This is a genomic window from Dorea sp. AF36-15AT (assembly GCF_003477705.1).
Lineage (GTDB): Bacteria > Bacillota > Clostridia > Lachnospirales > Lachnospiraceae > Claveliimonas > Claveliimonas ammoniilytica.
The window spans coordinates 63,196-82,871 of sequence record NZ_QUDV01000009.1 but is presented as its reverse complement, the minus strand read 5'-3'; the positions used below and the strand labels follow the sequence as shown (position 1 = coordinate 82,871).

The window sequence follows — 19,676 nt, the reverse complement described above, 5'->3', positions numbered from 1 at the left end:
AGATGTCTGAAAGAGAAAATATTCTTGAATTAAAGAATGTAGTATATTCCTTCCACACCTATGGTGGAGAAGTAAAGGCTGTACGTGATGTCAGCTATGAAGTCCGCCAGGGTGAGATTCTGGGAATCGTGGGAGAGTCCGGATGTGGAAAGAGTGTAACAGCTCAGTGTATTCTGCGTCTGAATCCGGAGCCGCCTGGATTCTTCGAAGGTGGGGAAATCTTATACAAAGGGCAGGATGTCCTGAAAATGTCTAAAAAAGAGATCCGTAAGATCAGAGGACGTGAGATTGGATTTGTATTCCAGGATCCGATGACCTCTCTGAACCCGACCATGAGAGTTGGTGCTCAGATTGAAGAGGTATTTCTTGGACGTACGGATGTCAGCAAAAAAGAAGTAAAAGAAAGAGCTATGGATATCATGCGCCTGGTAGGTATCTCTGATGTAGAGAAACGTTATAAACAGTATCCGCATGAGCTTTCCGGAGGTATGAAACAGCGTGTTATGATCGCAATCGCTCTGGTTAGCCGTCCAAGTGTAATTATTTGTGATGAGCCGACAACATCTCTGGATGTTACAATCGAAGCACAGATTCTGGATCTGCTGTTGGAACTTCGTGAGAAGCTCGGCACATCTATCATCATGATCACACATGACCTGGGTGTTATTTCTCGTCTGTGCGACCGTGTAGTAGTAATGTATGGTGGTAAGATTGTAGAAAAAGGTGAGATCGGTGAGATCTTCTACAATACCGCTCACCCATATACCAAAGGTCTGATGCAGTCTATCGCCAAACTGGATACAGCCAAAGGCGAGAAACTGAAACCAATCGAAGGTACACCGCCGGATCTGTTCGCACCTCCGAAAGGATGTCCGTTTGCTGCAAGATGTGAATACTGTATGGATGTCTGTGAACAGTTACCGCCGGAAGCATATACAGTAGCAGATGATCATACAACATTCTGCTGGCTGCAGCATGAGATGGCACCGGAGACAGATTTGAAGAAAGCAACAGCTAAGAAAGGAGAGGTGTAAAATGGAAAATGAAAACAAGCAGCCTCTCGTGCAGGTAAAAGATCTGTGTAAATATTTCCAGATCAACAGACATGCTACTTTGAAAGCTGTAGATCATGTGAGTTTTGATATTCATAAAGGAGAGACCGTCGGTCTGGTAGGTGAGTCCGGATGTGGTAAATCTACAACGGGTCGTTGCATGATCCGTCTGTATGAACCTACGGAAGGAGAAGTTATTTACGATGGTAAGGATATCACCAAGCTGTCAAAAGAAGAACAGAAAAAATTCTGCCAGAAGGTACAGATGATATTCCAGAATCCATATGCATCCCTGAATCCTCGTATGACGGTTAAGGAGATTGTAGGAGAAGGTATTAAGCATCATGGACTGGCCGATAAGGATGTAGATCAGAAGGTAGAAGAACTTCTGGAGACGGTTGGTCTGAATAAGGATCATATGTCGCGTTTCCCTCATGAGTTCTCAGGTGGACAGAGACAGCGTATCGGTATTGCCCGTGCACTTTCTGTAGATCCGGAATTCATTATCTGTGATGAGCCGATCTCAGCTCTGGACGTATCTGTTCAGGCACAGGTTATTAATATGCTGAAAGAACTTCAGGAGACAAGAGGACTGACATACCTGTTCATCGCTCATGACCTGAGTGTTGTTAAGTACATTTCTGACCGTGTGGTTGTAATGTATCTGGGAACGATCGTAGAGACAGCGGAGACAGAAGAACTGTATGCGAACCCGATGCATCCATATACAAAGGCACTGCTTTCCGCTATTCCGGAAGCTGATCCGGATAAGGCTAAGAACAACAAGCGTATTCCGATCAAAGGAGAGATCCCTAGTCCGATCAATCCGAAAGAGGGATGTCGTTTCGCAGGACGTTGCCAGTATGCTACCGAGAGATGTCACCAGGAGACACCACAGGCAAGAGAAGTGAAACCGGGACATGTGGTTGCATGCCATTTGATGGACTAAAAACAATGAAGCCTATTGCATTGATGATGCGATTGTGAAATAATGGGAAGTGGGTTGCTACTTCCCATTTTTTTTTGCGATGAGTGAGAAACTGGTGCTTGTATAAAGAGTGGGTGTCAGCCTGCATGATTGTAGTGAATAAGAATGATAATAGAGAAAAGAGGTAATGACAGGATGAAGGCAGAATTTCATAAAGGGAATCGAGAGAGATTATATGCGAAGCTTCCGGAAGGATCTTTGCTCGTAATGTTTTCCGGTGAAGAGATCACGAAGACCAATGATGAGTATTATCCGTTTTTTGCAGACAGAAGTTTTGTATATCTGACAGGTCTGGAGTGCAAAGAGGCGGTTCTTCTGGCAGCAAAAGATGCAGAAGGCAGTGTAGAGGAGCGTATTTATATTCTTCCACCGGACGCATTTGCGGAAAGATGGACGGGTGTGCGTGTAAAGCCATATGAGGCGACAGAGATTTCGGGAGCAGAAGATATCCGTTCTAATGAGAAATTTGAGACAGATTTCCGTGCGTTGGCTAATAGTGGTAATTACGGACACTTGTATCTGGATCTGTTCCGCATAAATGCAAAAGACATCGACCGTCCGGCTCAGAGATTTCTGAACTATGTACAGCAACAGGTGCCGTTCTTTACTATCGGCAATGCCAATGCGCTGGTAAGAGAACTGAGACTGATCAAGCAGCCATGCGAGATCGAAGCGCTGCGTCAGGCAGAGAAGATCACAAAGGCTGGTATCGTGGCGATGATGGAAGCGTCTAAACCAGGCATGTATGAATATCAGTATAAAGCAGAATTTGACCGTGCGCTGGGACAGTTTGGACCGAAGGGACCTGGATTTCCTTCTATCATTTCAGCAGGTAAGAATAACTTCTGTATACACTATTACAGCTATCAGGGACAGGCACAGGATGGCGATATGGTACTGAATGACGTCGGGGCACAGTGGGATAACTTGATTACTGATGTATCCCGTGGATGGCCTTGTAACGGTAAATACAGCGAGAAACAGAAGCTGTTGTTTAACTGTGCATTGGAGACATCAAATCATATGTTCTCGATCGTGAAGCCTGGTATGGAGATGAAAGAAGTGGATGCAGAGATCCGCAGATACAATTGTGAGCAGCTGAAGCAGGCAGGTGTGTTGAACTCATCTGATGAGATCGGTACATACATGTGGCACGGTGGAGCGCATCATATTGGTTACGATGTGCATGATGTGGTTAAGACGCCGGAGGTTATTGCACCAGGTATGGCATTTTGTATCGATGTGGGTATCTATCATGAAGAATGGGGCATCGGATTCCGCCTGGAAGATAACTGTCTGGTAACAGAGGATGGATGCGAGAACCTGTCCGGAGATATTCCGAGAACAATTGAAGATATCGAAGCTGTTATGAATTAAAGTATGTCGAGAGTATTCTTGAGTTATTATACGGGTAGAACCAGATTTTTATGATTTAGGCAGGGTGTCCGAAACGGATAAATCGGGGAATGAAGGGACGGATCACTCTAAGATTACGGTTATGAAGGTCTGATAAATACTACATATAAGCTAATAGAATAGGGAGGTTTTTATGAAAAAGAGATTATTAGCTACATTTCTAAGTATGGCCATGGTAGCGGGACTTGCTACAGGTTGCAGCACGCCAGGCAGTGGTAAAGATGGTGGAGCATCAGATGGGGAAAAAGTGTTCCGCTATGCTACGAATACATTGCCTACAACACTGGATCCGAATAAGGGTCAGGGCATGGTAGATAATGAGATTCAGCATGCGATTACGGAAGGACTTGTTCGTAATACAGGTGGTGATATTCAGCCAGGTATTGCAGAAAGCTGGGATATTTCAGATGATGGACTGACGTACACATTTCATTTACGTGATGATGCAGTGTGGAGCGATGGAGAGCCAGTTACAGCAGCAAACTTTGAGTACAGCTGGAAGAGACTTGTGAATCCGGAAACAGCCAGTGCCTATGCATTTATTGGTGACTGTCTGAAAAATGGACAGGCGATTGAAAAAGGTGAGATGTCTGTTGATGAACTGGGAGTAAAGGCTACCGACGATACAACACTGGAGGTTACACTGGAACATCCGACTTCATACTTTTTGAGTCTGATCGGTTCATCAGGTGAATTTGCGCCGATTCGTCAGGATATTGTTGAAAAATACGGTACAGACTTTGCTGCAACAGCAGATAAGAATGTATATTGCGGACCTTTTGTGATGACAAGTTCCGAGAATAATGTATGGATATTTGAGAAGAATGAGAATTTCTGGGATAAAGATTCTATTAAACTGGATAGATGTGAACTGAATTATGTAGAAAATGCAGATACACAGCTGTCAATGTATGAGGCAGGAGACCTTGATTATGTACAGATTTCTACTGCATATGTTCCGGAGTATAAGGATCAGGCACAGGAATATGCAAATGGTAATATAGACTTTTGTTACATTAATCAGGGAAGCGATAATCCAGTGCTTGCTAATAAGAATTTCCGTCTGGCATTGAATTATGCACTGAATCGTAATGACTATAATAAGCTTGCTAATTCGGATACATTTACTCCATTTAATGGATTGGTATTCTCTGGATTACAGGCTAAGGGAAGCACTTACGGTGAAGTCTATGATCTCGACTCTTATAGTTATCCGCTGGATGGAGATCAGGCTAAGGCTGAAGAATATCTGAACGCTGCTATGCAGGAACTGGGTATTGCCAAGGCATCAGATATTACTGTAGAAGTGGTTACAACTGATGCTGATTCAAGCAAAAGAATTGTTGAGACTTTGCAGGAACAGTGGCAGAATGCACTGGGAATCAATATCAAGATTCGTCAGGTAACATATGCTGATATCTATGGTGAAGTATTACCGAACCATGATTTTGAGATTGGTTACGGCGGATGGGCATCTGATTATGATGATCCGTATAGTTATCTTGAACTTTTCAAGAGCGACAGCTCTTACAATTATAGTTTATATAAAAATGAAGAAGTGGATGCACTTCTGAATGCATCTACAGACGAGGCTGATACAGATAAACGTATGGATGAACTGAATCAGGCTGAACAGTTGATTCTGGCTGATGGAGCATTCGTTCCGCTTCAGTCCAGAAATATTTACTATATGTTAGATGAAGATACCACAGGTGTTGTATTCTACTATTGCAGTTTGAATATTGACTGGGTATATGCAGACATACAGTAGGTATATGTATAGCTGCAGATGCTAAAGAGCAGATAGAATGATATAGAAGATAATAAAGAGGGTGAGAAACAACTTGAAGAAGTTTCTCATCCTTTTTACAATTTTACTATTAGAAATGATAACTCTCGTGTGCAAGTGTATATGGTTCCATCGTCAGAATCGACGAGACAGGCAAAATTCAGCATGAGTGTGTTGCCCTTCTATGGGTTACTATAGCATGAATATAATTCCACGCAATGACCTGGATTATTTGGTAAGGATTTTCATTGCGAGCATGAAAAATGCCTGTTATACTGTATATTGGAATAGAAGCGAAGGGAAATAATTTATGACGACTTTAGAAGAATACTATAACAAGTTTAATGAAGATAAGCGTCTGGATAGTCGGCATGGCAAAGTGGAATTTCAGACCTCCATGCATTATATTCACAAATATTTAGATCAGATCGCAGATGCGTCTGGCAGGGACAGGCATGAGATCAGGATATTGGATATCGGTGCGGGAACAGGCAGGTACAGCATTGCACTGGCGGAAGAAGGATATGATGTATCGGCAGTGGAGCTTGTAAAGCATAATCTGGGACGTCTGAAGCAGAAATGCAGCCTGGTGAAGGCATACCAGGGAAATGCACTGAAGTTAAAACGCTTTGAACCGGAGAGTTTTGATCTTGTATTACTGTTTGGACCAATGTATCATCTGAAAGGTGAAGGTGAGAAGCTTCAGGCGTTGCTGGAAGCGAAGCGTGTACTGAGAGCGGATGGCGTACTGTTGGTGGCATATATTATGAATGAATTCAGCGTGCTGACTTATGCATTTAAGGAACGGCATATCAGGGAAGCGGTGCAGGAAGGAATGTTGGACGAAACATTTCACTGTACAGAGAAAGGAAATGAGCTCTATAGTATGGTTCGGTTGGAGGATATTGCAGAATTGAACTGGCAGGCGGGTATGGAACGGCTGCAGATCATTGCAGCAGACGGAGCAGCGAATTATATGCGTCCGTTTCTGAATGCGTTGGATGAAGATGAATTTGAACAGTTTATAACATATCATATGGCTACCTGTGAACGAATGGATCTGATGGGAGCGTCCGGACATACGGTAGATATTTTGCGCAAGTCAAGGGAGGAATAAGGGATGAAGTATGATGTAGTGATTATCGGAGCAGGACCGGGAGGTATCTTTTCGGCGTATGAATTGATGAAATTGAAACCGGAACTGAAGGTTGTTGTATTGGAAGCAGGACAGCCTCTGGAGAAGAGAAAATGTCCGATTGATGGTAAGAAGATCAAAAATTGTATTCATTGTAAGAGCTGCGGAATCATGAATGGATTCGGAGGCGCAGGTGCATTTTCAGATGGAAAATACAATATTACGAATCAGTTTGGTGGTACTCTGCATGAATATATTGGTAAGAGAGAAGCAATCGATCTGATGAAGTATGTGGATGATATTAATATGAGCCATGGCGGTGAGGGCACGAAGCTTTATTCTACAGCCAATACAGAGATTAAGAAGACATGTCTGCAGAACGATCTGCATTTGCTGGATGCATCCGTACGTCACTTGGGAACAGACATTAATTATGTGGTCCTTGAGAACCTTTATAATGAATTGAAAGATAAGGTCGAGTTTCATTTCATGACACCGGTAGAGACAGTGGCGAAGAGTGGAGATGGTTATGTGGTGAAGACCGCAGATGCCGAATATACATGTGATAAATGTATTATTTCTGCAGGACGAAGTGGAAGTAAATGGATGGAAGGTGTATGTAAGGATCTGGAGATTCCGACCAAATCCAATCGTGTGGATATTGGTGTGCGTGTAGAACTTCCGGCAGAAGTATTTGCACATCTGACAGATGAATTGTATGAAAGCAAGATCGTATATCGTACACAGAAGTTTGAAGATCTGGTAAGAACATTTTGTATGAATCCGCGGGGAGTGGTTGTAAATGAGAACACGAACGGTATTGTAACGGTAAATGGTCACAGCTATGAAGATCCGGCATTGCATACAGAGAATACGAATTTTGCATTGTTGGTATCCAAGCATTTTTCAGAACCATTTAAGGACAGCAACGGATATGGTGAAAGCATTGCAAGATTGTCTAATATGTTGGGCGGAGGAGTAATGGTACAGCGTTTTGGGGATCTGATCCGTGGACGCAGAAGTACGGTATCAAGAATTGCTGAAAGCTATGTGACACCAACACTTGCAGCAACACCGGGTGATCTGAGTCTGGTTATGCCGAAACGTATTCTGGACGGTATTATTGAGATGATCTATGCACTGGACAAGATTGCTCCTGGTACAGCTAATGATGATACGTTGCTGTATGGTGTAGAAGTGAAGTTCTATAATATGGAAGTAGAGATAGACAACCACCTGCAGACCAGACATGAAGGATTGTTTATTATCGGTGACTGCAGCGGTGTTACACATTCCCTGTCTCATGCATCTGCCAGTGGTGTGTGTGTAGCAAGATATCTTGCAGAATAAAAAATAACAGAGACAAAGAAGAGAATGCATAACAGGAACAGTAGAATTTTGAAACAGACTATGATATACTAGACGAGTAGTCATTATTTCACTAAGGAGCGATATCGATGAAGAAGATTGAAGAATATGTAAAAAGTATTCCGGATTTTCCGGAGAAAGGAATTATCTTTCGCGATGTGACCAGTGTGTTGCAGGATGCAGACGGCTTACATCTTGCGATTGATGAGATGCAGAAGTTCCTGGAAGGTGTAGAGTTTGATGTGATCGCCGGAACAGAGTCCAGAGGATTTATTTTTGGGGTACCAATTGCATACAATCTTCATAAAGCATTTGTACCAGTCAGAAAGAAAGGCAAGCTTCCAAGAGAGACTGTTTCTGCTGAATACGAACTGGAATATGGCAAAGCAGAGATCGAGATGCATAAGGATGCTATTCGACCGGGACAGAAGGTTGTGTTAGTGGATGATCTGATTGCTACAGGCGGCACGATTGAAGCGGCAGCCAGATTGGTGGAAGAGCTTGGTGGTGAAGTGGTGAAAATAATCTTCCTGATGGAATTAGAAGGCCTGAAAGGAAGAGAGAAGCTGAAAGGCTATGATGTGGAGAGCGTCATTCATTACGAAGGAAAGTAATGAATTTTTTGACGCTGTGTGATGCAGAATCCCCGGAGCCGGCGGTGCGGATATATATCCGATATCATCGCTGACTCCGGGTTTTATATATCAGATGGGAGTCAATCCCCCCAGCTGATATAGCCTCCGGCAGGATTGCAGAGGCATTCTTGAGATTTACGGTATCGAAAATAGAATTTCAATTAGAATTGAGTGTGATGTGCATATTTTATATATTTTTTAAAAAATTTTAAAATTTCACTTGCATTTTTCTGGGAATATGGTATTATATTTTTTGTGTTATGAAACACGCGGGTGTAGTTCAATGGTAGAACACCAGCCTTCCAAGCTGGATACGTGGGTTCGATTCCCATCACCCGCTTTTTTTGTTACCCAAAAACAGCCGCGATGGGATTCTTTGTATGGAACCTGTCAACACAGTGGATTGGCGCGTTAAAGACCAGTGTGTATATCTATGTATCGCCGATTGTAACGGTTGTCCTGTCAGTGCTGATATTGAAAGAAAGACTGACTGTGAGATCGGTGATCGGTGCAGTACTGATTCTTACAGGACTGGTTATTTCACAGAAGAGAAGTAAAGCTTCCGATATGAAATAGTGGGTTGACAGGTTACTAGTCGTGTGCTATCTTGGACCCAGAACAGAATAGAATAAATTCTTCGGGGCAGGGTGTAATTCCCTACCGGCGGTATAGTCCGCGAGCTGCGCAGGCAGTTGAACTGGTGAGATTCCGGTACCGACAGTATAGTCTGGATGAGAGAAGATGATTCAAACATGGAAGCGTGGCAGAGTAGTCATGCGACATCAGAGTTGAAAAGTAAGATCTCAGGTTCCGAAGAACCTGAGATTTTTTTCTTCCACAAACGAAACCTTCTAGAATTTAGAATTTCTGCTCAAATAGAACATTCTGGAGGAAAAAGAAATGGAAAAGAAAAAATGGAGTACACAGAAACTGATTTATACAGCAATGCTGGCTGCAGTGGGAGGAGTGCTGATGTCATTGGAGATATCAGTGCCGATGATGCCGCCGTTTTATAAACTGGATTTCAGTGATGTGCCATCGATCATTGCGTTGTTTTTGATGGGACCGGCATCGGCAGCGATAGTAGAAGTTGTAAAGATCCTGATTAAGCTCGTAACGGTAGGAACGAATACCATGTATGTCGGTGAGTTTGCCAATCTGATTGGCATTGCGTTGTTTGTGATTCCAATGTGGCTGGTTTACAAGAAGATGGGAAAGACCAGAAAAGCAGCAAGTGTTTCCATGGCAGCCGGTGTGGTGATTCGTACAGCATTTGCCTGCTTCTGCAACGCCTTTATTACCTTGCCGCTGTATGCGAAAGCAATGGAATTGCCGTTAAATCAGGTGATCCAGATGGTGGCTTCTGTGAACCCATCCATCACGAATCTGACATCCTTTATTATTCTGGCAACCATTCCATTCAACATAATTAAGATTGGACTGAACAGCTTTGCAGGTTATCTGCTTTATGAGAGAATTCATACAGTCAGCTTTGTGAAAAGGGCGGTGGAAGCATGATTCGGAATTACAGAGATCTGACCCGTCTGGAGATGGAACAGGTAGATAAGGAAGAAACGATTATTCTGATTCCTCTTGGGGCACTTGAACAGCATGGCAATCAGGCTCCGCTTGGAACGGATGATATCATAGCAGAAGCAATGGTGAAGTATCTTGGAGAAGAACTGGATGCAGCAGGAGAAAAGGATTTTCCGATTTTAGCATTTCCGGTGATTCCGATAGGATTGAGCACAGAACATAAGAACTTTTGTGGCTCGATTACATTTAAGCCGGATACCTATTATCATATGCTATATGATATCTGTGTCAGTCTGGCACATCACGGGTTCCGGAAAATTGCTTTTCTGGTGTGTCATGGTGGAAATGCGCCGGTGGTGCAGATATTAAGCAGAGAGCTGAGAAGCGAACTGGGGATTTCACCATTCATATTATCTTCCGGTGCTTTTGGACATCCGGATGTGAAAGCCACCGTATCTGAAGGAAATATCTGGGATTTTCATGGTGGCGAGATGGAAACTTCGATGGTAATGGCAGTAGATGAAAGTCTTGTAAAACTGGAAACGAGCGAGGCCGGTCGACCGGAAAGCTTCCTTCATAACAAGACCTTGCTTCCGTATGGTTCCGTGTCGATTGGATGGGTGTCGGAAGACTGGAAAACAGAAGACGGAAAACCAATCGGCATCGGTGGAGATCCTTCTGGTGCAACAGCAGAAAAAGGAGAGATCATCCTGCGAACCAGCGCAAAAGTGCTTGTACCTGGACTTTTGGAAATACGTAATTGGAAAGTATAGTGATTATTTTCGGAAAGAAATCAAATATAATTGATAATCTTCTGAGTATAAGTTGTAATTAGCGGGAAGAATATGGAAGGCATCAGGAGCTGCTTGGAAGTGATAAAATAGCAAAATACGAGAAAGAGTACTTCATGCGGATTATTGAAGGAACGGCAAATGAGGTGGATCTTACATCGGCTCTTGAAAAAATATCGAAGATGCTAAAGTCGCATTATGGCAAGGCGCCAATTATTATCATCGATGAATATGACACGCCTATTCAGGAAGGTTATTCAAAGGAGTTCTATGACGAGATTTGAGACAGAAGTCCATGAGATGATGCAATATTATGGCGTGACGGAAAAAGAGGCTGAGCTAAAGGCGTGGTACGATGGTTATCTTTTTGGAAGCAAAGAGATTTATAATCCCTGGTCAGTCATCAATTATCTTTCGAAAGGATGTATACCACAGCCTTATTGGGTAAATACGGGAAAGAATGAAATCCTTGAAGACGTTTTGTAAGTTGCAACAGATGATATTATAGAAAGACTTTTTTCACTTTTGCAAAGAAAAAATGTAATTGCGAGGATTGACCAGAATGTAGTTGCTATTGCGGAATATATGGATAAATCTATTAGCTTTTATGATGCGGGAGCAGAAGGCTTTTATCATGGATTAGTTCTCGGTTTGATTGCTCTCATGGATAATCAGTACAAGATAACATCTAACAGAGAATCCGGAGACGGAAGATATGATATTAGTCTAATGCCAAGAGAACAAAGATATCCTGGGATTATCATGGGATTAAAGTGGAATAGCAATCTAAATGCAGAGGATCTTGAGAGACTGGCAGAAGATGCGTTAGCGCAGATTAACGAGAAGAGATACAATTCCGAAATGATGCAAGAAGGCGTTGAAAATATACTTAAACTTGGAATTGCATTTTCAGGTAAGAAAGTTAAAATTAAGGCAGAATAGGAAATAAAAATTAAGAAAGTATAAAACACCGGCATTTAGCTTGACAGAGTTACTTGCCGGTGTTATTAATTATAGATGTTAATATATAACAATGTTAAATAATCAAATGAGAACCGAGGTGAACATAGAAGTGGATGAATTGTACAGGGAGTTTTTTCAGACAATCCATCAGTTCCGGAAGCTGAATATGGCATCTATGATGCCGGATGTCAGCCAGTCGGAATTCGTGATCATGAATGTGATCCGGGATAAGAGCTCCGAGGGAAAGGTTGTAATTTCCGAACTGGCATGCAGGTGTAAGCTGCATTCGTCTGCTGTATCCAGGACGTTACACGGACTGGAAGAAAGAGGATATGTGGAGCGACATATTGATAAGGACGACCGGAGAAATATCTGTGTAGAACTTACCGAAGAGGGGAAAAGGACTGTTGAAGAATGCAGGCAGATCATGCAGGATTTTGGCAGGACTGTATTGAACCACATGAATGTCAGAGATATGGAACGTTTAATTACGTATATGAATAGACTGTATTCTGTGGCAGAAAAAGAAATAGAGACTAGAAAATGGAAAGGCAGAAAGGGAAAAGAGCATGAGTAAGATAGCGAAGAATATGCTTCCGTACTGGAAGTCAGTGATTATCATTCTTACGCTGCTGGTGGTTCAGGCGATGTGTGATCTGGCACTTCCGTCGTATACTTCGGACATTATCGATGTAGGAATTCAGAACAGCGGTGTGGAACATGTGGTGCCGGAGAAGATAACTGAAGAGGAAATGCAGACGGCGCAGTTTATTATGACAGATGATGAAGCGGATGTGTGGAAGAATCTGTATAAGGAGAAAGACGGATATTACGAATTGAAAGATCTGTCAGAGGATAAGCTGAATCAGGCAGATGAAGAACTGACGGTGCCGCTGATCATGAATTATCAGATGAGTACGATGGAGGTGGATGCGTTTAAGAAATCCATTGCTGCTCAGATGGGGATGGATGCAGCACAGCTTGCGGACATGTCAGTTGAGCAAATTGGTCAGATGATGCATATGGAACTGGAGAGTTTCATGCAGGAGAAAGAAGATGATGACGGTAACACAAAGACGGTAGAATGCGTAGATGTACGCAGTGTATTTTCTGCGTTGTTGCAGAGTGGCGCAATGACAAAAGACCAGATTTTTTCTATGCGCGACGATATGGAAGATACCATTGATGCAATGGGAAGCTCTCTGGTGAAATCGATGGGAGTTGCCTATGCAGTATCTGCTGATAAGGCAGCAGGTGTGGATATCAATCAGGTACAGAAGGATTATCTCTGGATGTCCGGACTGAAAATGGTTGGCATGGCACTGTTGATGGGAGTTGTTACCGTACTGGTAGGCTTCTTTGCTTCTCGTGTGGGTGCGGGTGTCGGAAGAGATCTGAGAGATAAAGTATTTAAGCGTGTTGTGAGGTTCTCCAATGCAGAGATGGACAGATTTTCAACAGCATCCCTGATCACCAGAAGTACCAATGATATTCAGCAGATTCAGATGGTGTCTACGATGCTTCTGCGAATTGTAGCATATGCACCGATCCTTGGTATCGGTGGCGTGCTGAAGGTCATAAAGACGGGAGCGGGAATGGGCTGGGTGATCGCACTGGCGATTATTGTGATCCTTGGATATGTAATGGTATTGGTATCCGCATCTATGCCGAAATTTAAACTGATGCAGAAACTGGTGGATAACATCAACCTGGTATCCAGAGAAATCCTGACAGGACTTTCTGTTATCCGTGCATTCGGACGAGAGAAGAAAGAGGAAGAACGTTTTGATGATGCGAATCGGAGCCTGACTAAGACGACACTTTTTACCAACCGCATTATGACATTTATGATGCCTGGTATGATGCTGATCATGAATGTGCTTACAATAAGCATTGTATGGGTAGGTGCACACAGAATTGACAGTGGTGATATGCAGGTAGGTGCAATGACAGCCTTTATCACTTATGCGATGATGATTGTTATGTCATTCCTGATGCTGACAATGCTTTCTATTATGCTTCCGAGAGCAGCGGTAGCAGCAGAGCGTATTGATGAAGTCATTGTAACAGAGTCCTCTATTCATGATGCAGATCAGACGGAAGCAGTTACAGAGCGTAATGGTGTGATTCGCTTTGACCATGTGAATTTCCGCTATCCGGGAGCGGAAGAAGATGTATTGCATGATATTGATTTTATCGCAGAACCAGGCAAAACGACGGCTATTATCGGAAGCACAGGATGCGGTAAATCTACGCTAGTGAATCTGATCCCGCGGCTCTATGATGTGACCGGCGGTAAGATCACACTGGATGGCAAAGACATCCGTAATATTAAGATGTCAGATTTGCGTGAGGAGATTGGATTTGTGCCGCAGAAAGGAGTGTTGTTCTCTGGTACGATCGCATCTAACCTGCGGTTTGGCAAAGAAGAAGCAACAGATGAGGAGATTGCGAAGGCGGCCAAGATCGCACAGGCGACCGAGTTCATTGAGACAAAAGATGACAGATATGACAGTGCGATTGCGCAAGGTGGAAGCAATGTGTCTGGTGGACAGAAGCAGCGTCTTGCAATCGCCAGAGCAATTGCAAAGGATCCGAAGATTTTTGTGTTTGACGACAGCTTCTCAGCGCTGGATCTGAAGACAGATGCGGCACTTCGGAAAGCTCTTGGTGAAAATGTAAAGGACAGCACTGTGATCATTGTAGCCCAGCGGATCAGTACGATCCTGCATGCAGAACAGATACTGGTTCTGGATGATGGAGAGGTCGTAGGCAAGGGTACACATGAAGAGTTGTTGAAAACATGTGAAGTATATCAGCAGATAGCGAAGTCTCAGTTGTCTGCAAGAGAGCTTGGACTTGAAGAAAGTGAGGTGTCCGGAAATGAGTAATAGTCAGGAACGTACACGTACGCAGCGTCGCAGAGGACCGATGGGACACGGTATGCAGCCGGGTGAGAAGCCAAAGAATCTGAAGAAATCTGTTAAGCAGCTTGCAAAATATATGGCAACATATAAGATTGGCATATTTGTTGTAATGATTTGTGCGGCATGCTCAACAGTATTTACAGTAGCTGGACCAAAGATTCTGGGTAAGGCTACAACGGCTCTTTCAGAAGGACTGATGAATAAGATACGCGGAACAGGAAGTATTGATTTTCAGAAGATTGGAATGATCCTGCTGTTTGTACTGGTGTTGTATCTGTGCAGTGCGTTGTTCAGTTTTATTCAGGGCTGGATTATGACTGGTATCACGCAGAAGGTATGTTACAGATTGCGGAAAGAGATTTCTGAGAAGATCAACCGCATGCCGATGAAGTATTTTGAAAGCCGTACTTATGGCGAAGTCCTTTCGCGTATTACGAATGATGTAGATACACTGGGACAGGGACTTAACCAGAGTATTACCACGATCATTACGTCTGTGGCTACGCTTGTGGGTGTGTTGATCATGATGCTCAGTATTTCGCCGTTAATGACACTGATCGCATTGATTATTCTGCCAATCTCTATGGGACTGATCGGACTGGTGATGAAGAAGTCACAGAAGTTCTTCCGTTCACAGCAGGAATATCTGGGACATATCAATGGTCAGGTTGAAGAAGTCTATGGCGGTCATATGGTTATCAAAGCATTTAACAGAGAAGAAGCAACCATCGAAGAGTTTGAAAAGACGAATGATATTTTGTATGATTCTGCATGGAAATCACAGTTTCTGTCAGGAATGATGCATCCGATTATGATGTTTGTCGGTAATCTGGGATATGCATGTGTCGCATTGACAGGAGGACTTCTGGCAATCAGGGGTGTGATTACGATTGGCGATATTCAGGCGTTTATCCAGTATGTCAAGAACTTTACACAGCCGATCCAGCAGATCGCACAGGTAATCAATATGGTGCAGTCTATGTCTGCAGCATCTGAGCGAGTATTTGAGTTCCTTGGAGAAGAAGAGGAAGTGCAGATTGCGGAACATCCGGCTGATATTGCTCAGGTAACTGGGGAGGTAAGTTTTGAACATGTGAAGTTTGGTTATAATCCGGAGCAGGTGATTATCCATGACTTCAGTGCAAAGGTTAAACCGGGACAGAAGATTGCAATTGTGGGACCTACCGGTGCTGGTAAGACAACGATGGTTAAACTGCTGATGCGTTTCTATGATGTGAACAGTGGATCCATCCGTTTGAATGATCATGATATCAGAGATTTCAACCGGAGAGAGCTGAGGGACGCATTTGGAATGGTATTACAGGATACCTGGCTGTTTAAAGGCACAATTATGGAGAATATCCGTTACGGACGGTTGGATGCAACGGATGAAGAGGTTATTGCGGCAGCAAAAGCAGCGAGAGCACATCATTTTATTAAGACACTGCCGGGTGGCTATCAGATGGAACTGAATGAGGATGCAAGTAATGTATCTCAGGGACAGAAGCAGCTTCTGACGATTGCGAGAGCGATACTGGCAGATAATAAGATACTGATTCTGGATGAGGCGACTTCGTCTGTAGATACCAGAACAGAGATTGAGATTCAGAAAGCGATGGATAACCTGATGAAGGGCAGGACAAGTTTTGTTATTGCACACAGATTGTCTACAATCCGGGATGCAGATCTGATCCTTGTTATGAAAGACGGAGATATTATCGAACAGGGCAATCATGAAGATCTGCTGGCAGCGGGTGGCTTCTATGCAAACCTGTATAACTCACAGTTTGAAGATGTGGTAGCTTAAAAAGTTAAATAGATATATACGATATATACAAAAAACCGATGGTAAAGACATTTGATATAAATGTCTGAATCATCGGTTTTGTGATAGAGCTTAAAAGATTGGTGTATTTGTTTTAATTATTTGTGGTTTTGCGCGCTTCACGCTTTGCCTCCAGATGGGAGACAATGACGGTACAGGCTGCATCACCGGTGATGTTGACGGTTGTACGTCCCATATCAAAGATACGGTCTACTCCGGCTACCAAAGCAATGCCATCAACAGGAAGACCAACAGAAGTAAGTACCATAGCCAGCATGACCATACCTGCACCCGGTACTCCGGCGGTTCCGATAGATGCCAGTGTAGCGGTAAGAACGATGGTCAACATCTGTGGAAGAGTGAGCTGGATGCCGTAGCAGGAAGCAATGAAGATAGCACAGACACCCTGGTAAATGGCTGTACCGTCCATGTTGATCGTTGCTCCCAGAGGCAGTACGAAAGAAGCAACTTCTCGTCTGGCACCGAGCTTTTCAGTGCACTCCATGTTGATCGGCAGAGTTCCTACAGAAGATGCACTGGAAAATGCAAACATGATTGCCGGAAGCATGCCTTTAAAGAATTTCAGTGGACTTAAACCGCCCATAGTTTTTACCGTCAGTGAGTACACGAATACTGCATGTACAATGTAACAAATATATGCTGCCAGAAGCACCATTGCAAGAGAACCGATAATAGCAGGTCCGTTGGATGCGATGACCGGGCACAGTAAACAGAAGACACCGATCGGTGACAGCTTCAGAATCATTTCCATACATTTCATAAAAATGTCATTTAGATCGTTGAATGCATTTACTACACGGATATTTTTCTCACCTACAAGGATAATCGCAAATCCAAGAAGAACAGCCATGACGATGATCTGCAGCATGTTAGCTTCTACCATAGGAGATACGAAGTTGGATGGGAACATATTCACAAGTGTATCCATAAAGGATGTGGCTTCGGTTGCTTCATAAGTCAGATCCGTAGTAGCAACTACCGGGAACAGACTTTTAAAAAGATTACCGCCGATCAGACCGATCGTAACAGCAAATGCAGTCGTGCAAAGATAGAAAATAACCGTTTTCAGACCAATGGCGCCCACCTTTTTGATATCACTCATAGAAATGATACCGCACATGATGGAGAATAATACAATAGGAACGACGATGAATTTAACAAGGTTCAAGAATATCGTTCCGAAGGGTTTGATGTAGGATTCGGCAAAGTCTGCGTGACTCTGCAAGAGTAATCCTGCAATGATGGCCAGTACAAGTGCAATAAATATCTGCATGGCCAAAGACATTTTTTTCTTTTCTTTCATTTTATCAATTCCTCTCTTTGAAAAAGAGACACTGCGCCTACTGCAATGTCTCCGTTGACGATTAATTATACCATGATACATTTATAAAAACAATTCCTTTCAAAAATTTCAAAATATTCCCAAAAATTCAAAAAATAATAAATAATATTTACAGCTGTGTCAGAAAAGTATATAATAAATCTCAACAGATAATGTTACTGCAATTACAACTCGATATAGAATCAATAAGTCTTTGTGGCAGGGTGAGAGTCCCTACCGATGGTATAGTCCATGACCCGCGAGAGCGGCTGATCTGGTGACCTTTATGGAATTCCAGAACCGACGGTACAGTCCGGATGAGAAAAGACATTTTCTGCAAAAATAAAGCCCGGAGCGTAGATGTTCCGGGTTATTTTTATAGGAGGATCCGATATAAACGGAAATGAACAAGAAGTAACAACAGTAAGTAATCAGGTACACAGCGCATCGAGGATGAAGGTGAAAAAGATTGCATTTATAGGTCTTATGGGAGCTGTCAGTGCAGTACTTATGCTTATGCGATTCCCGATTCCATTTATGCCGCCATTTCTTTCGTTTGATCTGTCTGGTGTGATGGAGATTATGGGAGGTCTAATGTTTGGACCGGTAGAAGCACTGTGCATTATCGTTGTGAAGATATTGCTTCAGCTTGTGATGCAGGGAACGATGTCGCTTGGTACCGGAGAACTGCAGAATTTTCTGTTAAGTTCTGCTTATGTGTTGCCGGCAGTGTTTATTTATCACAGAAAGAAGACAAGAAAAAGTGCTGCTCTCGGAATGGCTGTCAGCTGCTGTGCGGTAGCAGTAGTTGCAGTTCTTACTAATTTATATCTTATTATACCGTTTTATGTGAAATTATTCGGTATGTCCATGGGTGATATTATTGCAATGTGTAATGCTGTCAATCCAGCCATGAAGGATACGGTAAGCCTTGTTATTTTTGGACTGCTTCCATTTAATCTGATCAAATATGGGGCAACATCGGTGGTTACATTTATTATTTATAAGAGATTAAGTGGTGTGATAAGAGGAATCATTAACAGATAAAGAGGAGATTAGGGATGAAATTTACATTAGAAAAAGACATTACATACGAACAGGCTGTTGAAAGAATGTTTGAAATGCTGGGAGACTGGAAGATTATGGCTTTGGCTTCCAGCGTGAATGACTATGTAATGGTAAGAAACGTAAGCTGCCTGTTTTATGATGAGAAAATCTGGTTTAAGACAGACAAGAATTTCCGGAAAACAAAACAGCTTCTGGAAAATCCGCATGTAGCATTGTGCTGGAGTGGAGTACAGGTGGAAGGAATTGCAATTAATAAAGGATTGGTGGTAGATGAGCCAGACAGACGTTTTGAAAAAGGATATAAAGAACATCTGTGGGAAAGTTATAACAAATACAGTCATGAAGATACAGAAATCCTGATTGAAATAGAGCCAAAGTATGTGGAAATCTGGGATACCAGTGATGAGGGTTACGCATTCCAGCTTTTTATAGATTTTGAAAACAAAACGGTAGAACCTAAAATTTACGATCAAAAATAATAATAAATTTCAAAAAAAGCTTGCATATTTTAAAACAGTATGCTAACATTAAATGCGGTCACCATGGAAGTGGTGATAGCATAAGGCTCCATGGTCAAGCGGTCAAGACATCGCCCTTTCACGGCGGTAACCCGGGTTCGATTCCCGGTGGAGTCATTTGATTGAAGAATTCAATCTTGCAACACATCATGCCGATGTGGCTCAATTCAGTAAGATTGACCACGTCAATCGCAGGCAGAGCTACTGATTACAAATCAGCTGCTTGCAACACATCATGCCGATGTGGCTCAATTCAGTAAGATTGACCACGTCAATCGCAGGTAGAGCTGATGATTACAAATCAGCTGCTTGCAACACATCAT

19 protein-coding genes, 2 tRNA genes and 2 riboswitches are annotated in these 19,676 nt (G+C 42.8%); of the genes, 20 read left to right on the top strand and 1 reads right to left on the bottom strand.

Features of this window, described 5'->3' with window-relative positions; translation table 11 throughout:
• The first annotated feature begins 2 nt into the window (after positions 1–2).
• From DWZ93_RS12570 to DWZ93_RS12500, 17 genes are all read left to right on the top strand, one after another.
• Positions 3–1,034 carry an ABC transporter ATP-binding protein gene (locus DWZ93_RS12570; RefSeq protein WP_118453127.1) on the top strand — a complete coding sequence of 344 codons (1,032 nt, stop codon included), beginning with the start codon at positions 3–5 and terminating at the stop codon, positions 1,032–1,034.
• Position 1,035: 1 nt separating this feature from the next.
• Positions 1,036–2,001: an ABC transporter ATP-binding protein gene (locus DWZ93_RS12565; protein ID WP_118453126.1), complete on the top strand. Its 966-nt coding sequence runs from the start codon at positions 1,036–1,038 to the stop codon at positions 1,999–2,001.
• Positions 2,002–2,175: 174 nt separating this feature from the next.
• Positions 2,176–3,417, top strand: a complete 1,242-nt coding sequence (locus tag DWZ93_RS12560) for an aminopeptidase P N-terminal domain-containing protein (RefSeq protein ID WP_158574322.1) — start codon at positions 2,176–2,178, stop codon at positions 3,415–3,417.
• Between the two features lie 172 nt (positions 3,418–3,589).
• Entirely contained in the window at positions 3,590–5,227 is a 1,638-nt protein-coding gene (locus DWZ93_RS12555; protein ID WP_118453124.1) for a peptide ABC transporter substrate-binding protein, read from the top strand.
• A 328-nt stretch (positions 5,228–5,555) separates the two neighbouring features.
• Positions 5,556–6,362, top strand: coding sequence for a class I SAM-dependent methyltransferase (locus DWZ93_RS12550; RefSeq protein ID WP_118453123.1), 807 nt, complete (start codon positions 5,556–5,558; stop codon positions 6,360–6,362).
• A gap of 3 nt (positions 6,363–6,365) precedes the next feature.
• Positions 6,366–7,730: an NAD(P)/FAD-dependent oxidoreductase gene (locus DWZ93_RS12545; protein ID WP_118453122.1), complete on the top strand. Its 1,365-nt coding sequence runs from the start codon at positions 6,366–6,368 to the stop codon at positions 7,728–7,730.
• Between the two features lie 107 nt (positions 7,731–7,837).
• Positions 7,838–8,362, top strand: a complete 525-nt coding sequence (locus DWZ93_RS12540; protein WP_118453121.1) for an adenine phosphoribosyltransferase — start codon at positions 7,838–7,840, stop codon at positions 8,360–8,362.
• Positions 8,363–8,652: 290 nt separating this feature from the next.
• Positions 8,653–8,723: transfer RNA gene (locus DWZ93_RS12535), tRNA-Gly, on the top strand.
• Between the two features lie 26 nt (positions 8,724–8,749).
• Complete coding sequence (locus DWZ93_RS12530; RefSeq protein WP_118453120.1) at positions 8,750–8,959, top strand: DMT family transporter; 210 nt, start codon at positions 8,750–8,752, stop codon at positions 8,957–8,959.
• A gap of 53 nt (positions 8,960–9,012) precedes the next feature.
• Positions 9,013–9,130: riboswitch (FMN riboswitch) on the top strand.
• 153 nt (positions 9,131–9,283) lie between these two features.
• The gene (locus DWZ93_RS12525) at positions 9,284–9,901 is read left to right on the top strand and encodes a Gx transporter family protein (protein ID WP_118383659.1); all 618 of its coding nucleotides are present in this window, start codon (positions 9,284–9,286) and stop codon (positions 9,899–9,901) included.
• On the top strand, positions 9,898–10,692 hold the full coding sequence (locus DWZ93_RS12520) for a creatininase family protein (RefSeq protein ID WP_118383660.1): 795 nt from the start codon (positions 9,898–9,900) through the stop codon (positions 10,690–10,692). Before DWZ93_RS12525 ends, DWZ93_RS12520 begins: the two co-directional genes overlap by 4 nt.
• Before the next feature lie 134 nt (positions 10,693–10,826).
• Entirely contained in the window at positions 10,827–10,994 is a 168-nt protein-coding gene (locus DWZ93_RS15040; RefSeq protein ID WP_243061287.1) for a hypothetical protein, read from the top strand.
• Positions 10,981–11,196, top strand: coding sequence for an AAA family ATPase (locus DWZ93_RS15035; protein ID WP_243061286.1), 216 nt, complete (start codon positions 10,981–10,983; stop codon positions 11,194–11,196). Before DWZ93_RS15040 ends, DWZ93_RS15035 begins: the two co-directional genes overlap by 14 nt.
• Before the next feature lie 39 nt (positions 11,197–11,235).
• Entirely contained in the window at positions 11,236–11,652 is a 417-nt protein-coding gene (locus tag DWZ93_RS15030; RefSeq protein ID WP_243061285.1) for a PD-(D/E)XK nuclease domain-containing protein, read from the top strand.
• A 118-nt stretch (positions 11,653–11,770) separates the two neighbouring features.
• Entirely contained in the window at positions 11,771–12,250 is a 480-nt protein-coding gene (locus DWZ93_RS12510) for a MarR family winged helix-turn-helix transcriptional regulator (RefSeq protein WP_158567111.1), read from the top strand.
• Complete coding sequence (locus DWZ93_RS12505; RefSeq protein WP_118453119.1) at positions 12,243–14,564, top strand: ABC transporter ATP-binding protein; 2,322 nt, start codon at positions 12,243–12,245, stop codon at positions 14,562–14,564. The genes DWZ93_RS12510 and DWZ93_RS12505 overlap by 8 nt, the downstream gene beginning before the upstream one ends.
• Entirely contained in the window at positions 14,557–16,407 is a 1,851-nt protein-coding gene (locus tag DWZ93_RS12500; protein WP_118453118.1) for an ABC transporter ATP-binding protein, read from the top strand. The genes DWZ93_RS12505 and DWZ93_RS12500 overlap by 8 nt, the downstream gene beginning before the upstream one ends.
• A 112-nt stretch (positions 16,408–16,519) precedes the next feature.
• On the opposite strand, the gene DWZ93_RS12495 is transcribed toward DWZ93_RS12500, so the two are convergent.
• The gene (locus tag DWZ93_RS12495) at positions 16,520–17,749 is read right to left on the bottom strand and encodes a dicarboxylate/amino acid:cation symporter (RefSeq protein WP_118453117.1); all 1,230 of its coding nucleotides are present in this window, start codon (positions 17,747–17,749) and stop codon (positions 16,520–16,522) included.
• A 224-nt stretch (positions 17,750–17,973) separates the two neighbouring features.
• Positions 17,974–18,100, top strand: a riboswitch (FMN riboswitch).
• 120 nt (positions 18,101–18,220) lie between these two features.
• Between DWZ93_RS12495 and DWZ93_RS12490 the strand changes: the two genes are divergently transcribed.
• The 3 genes from DWZ93_RS12490 (at position 18,221) to DWZ93_RS12480 (ending at position 19,470) form a co-directional block, all read left to right on the top strand.
• A complete protein-coding gene (locus DWZ93_RS12490; RefSeq protein ID WP_442873185.1) occupies positions 18,221–18,814 on the top strand; it encodes an ECF transporter S component in 594 nt (197 codons plus the stop codon).
• Positions 18,815–18,828: 14 nt separating this feature from the next.
• Positions 18,829–19,314, top strand: coding sequence for a pyridoxamine 5'-phosphate oxidase family protein (locus DWZ93_RS12485; RefSeq protein ID WP_118453115.1), 486 nt, complete (start codon positions 18,829–18,831; stop codon positions 19,312–19,314).
• Between the two features lie 84 nt (positions 19,315–19,398).
• A tRNA-Glu gene (locus tag DWZ93_RS12480) sits at positions 19,399–19,470 on the top strand.
• Positions 19,471–19,676: the final 206 nt, after the last annotated feature.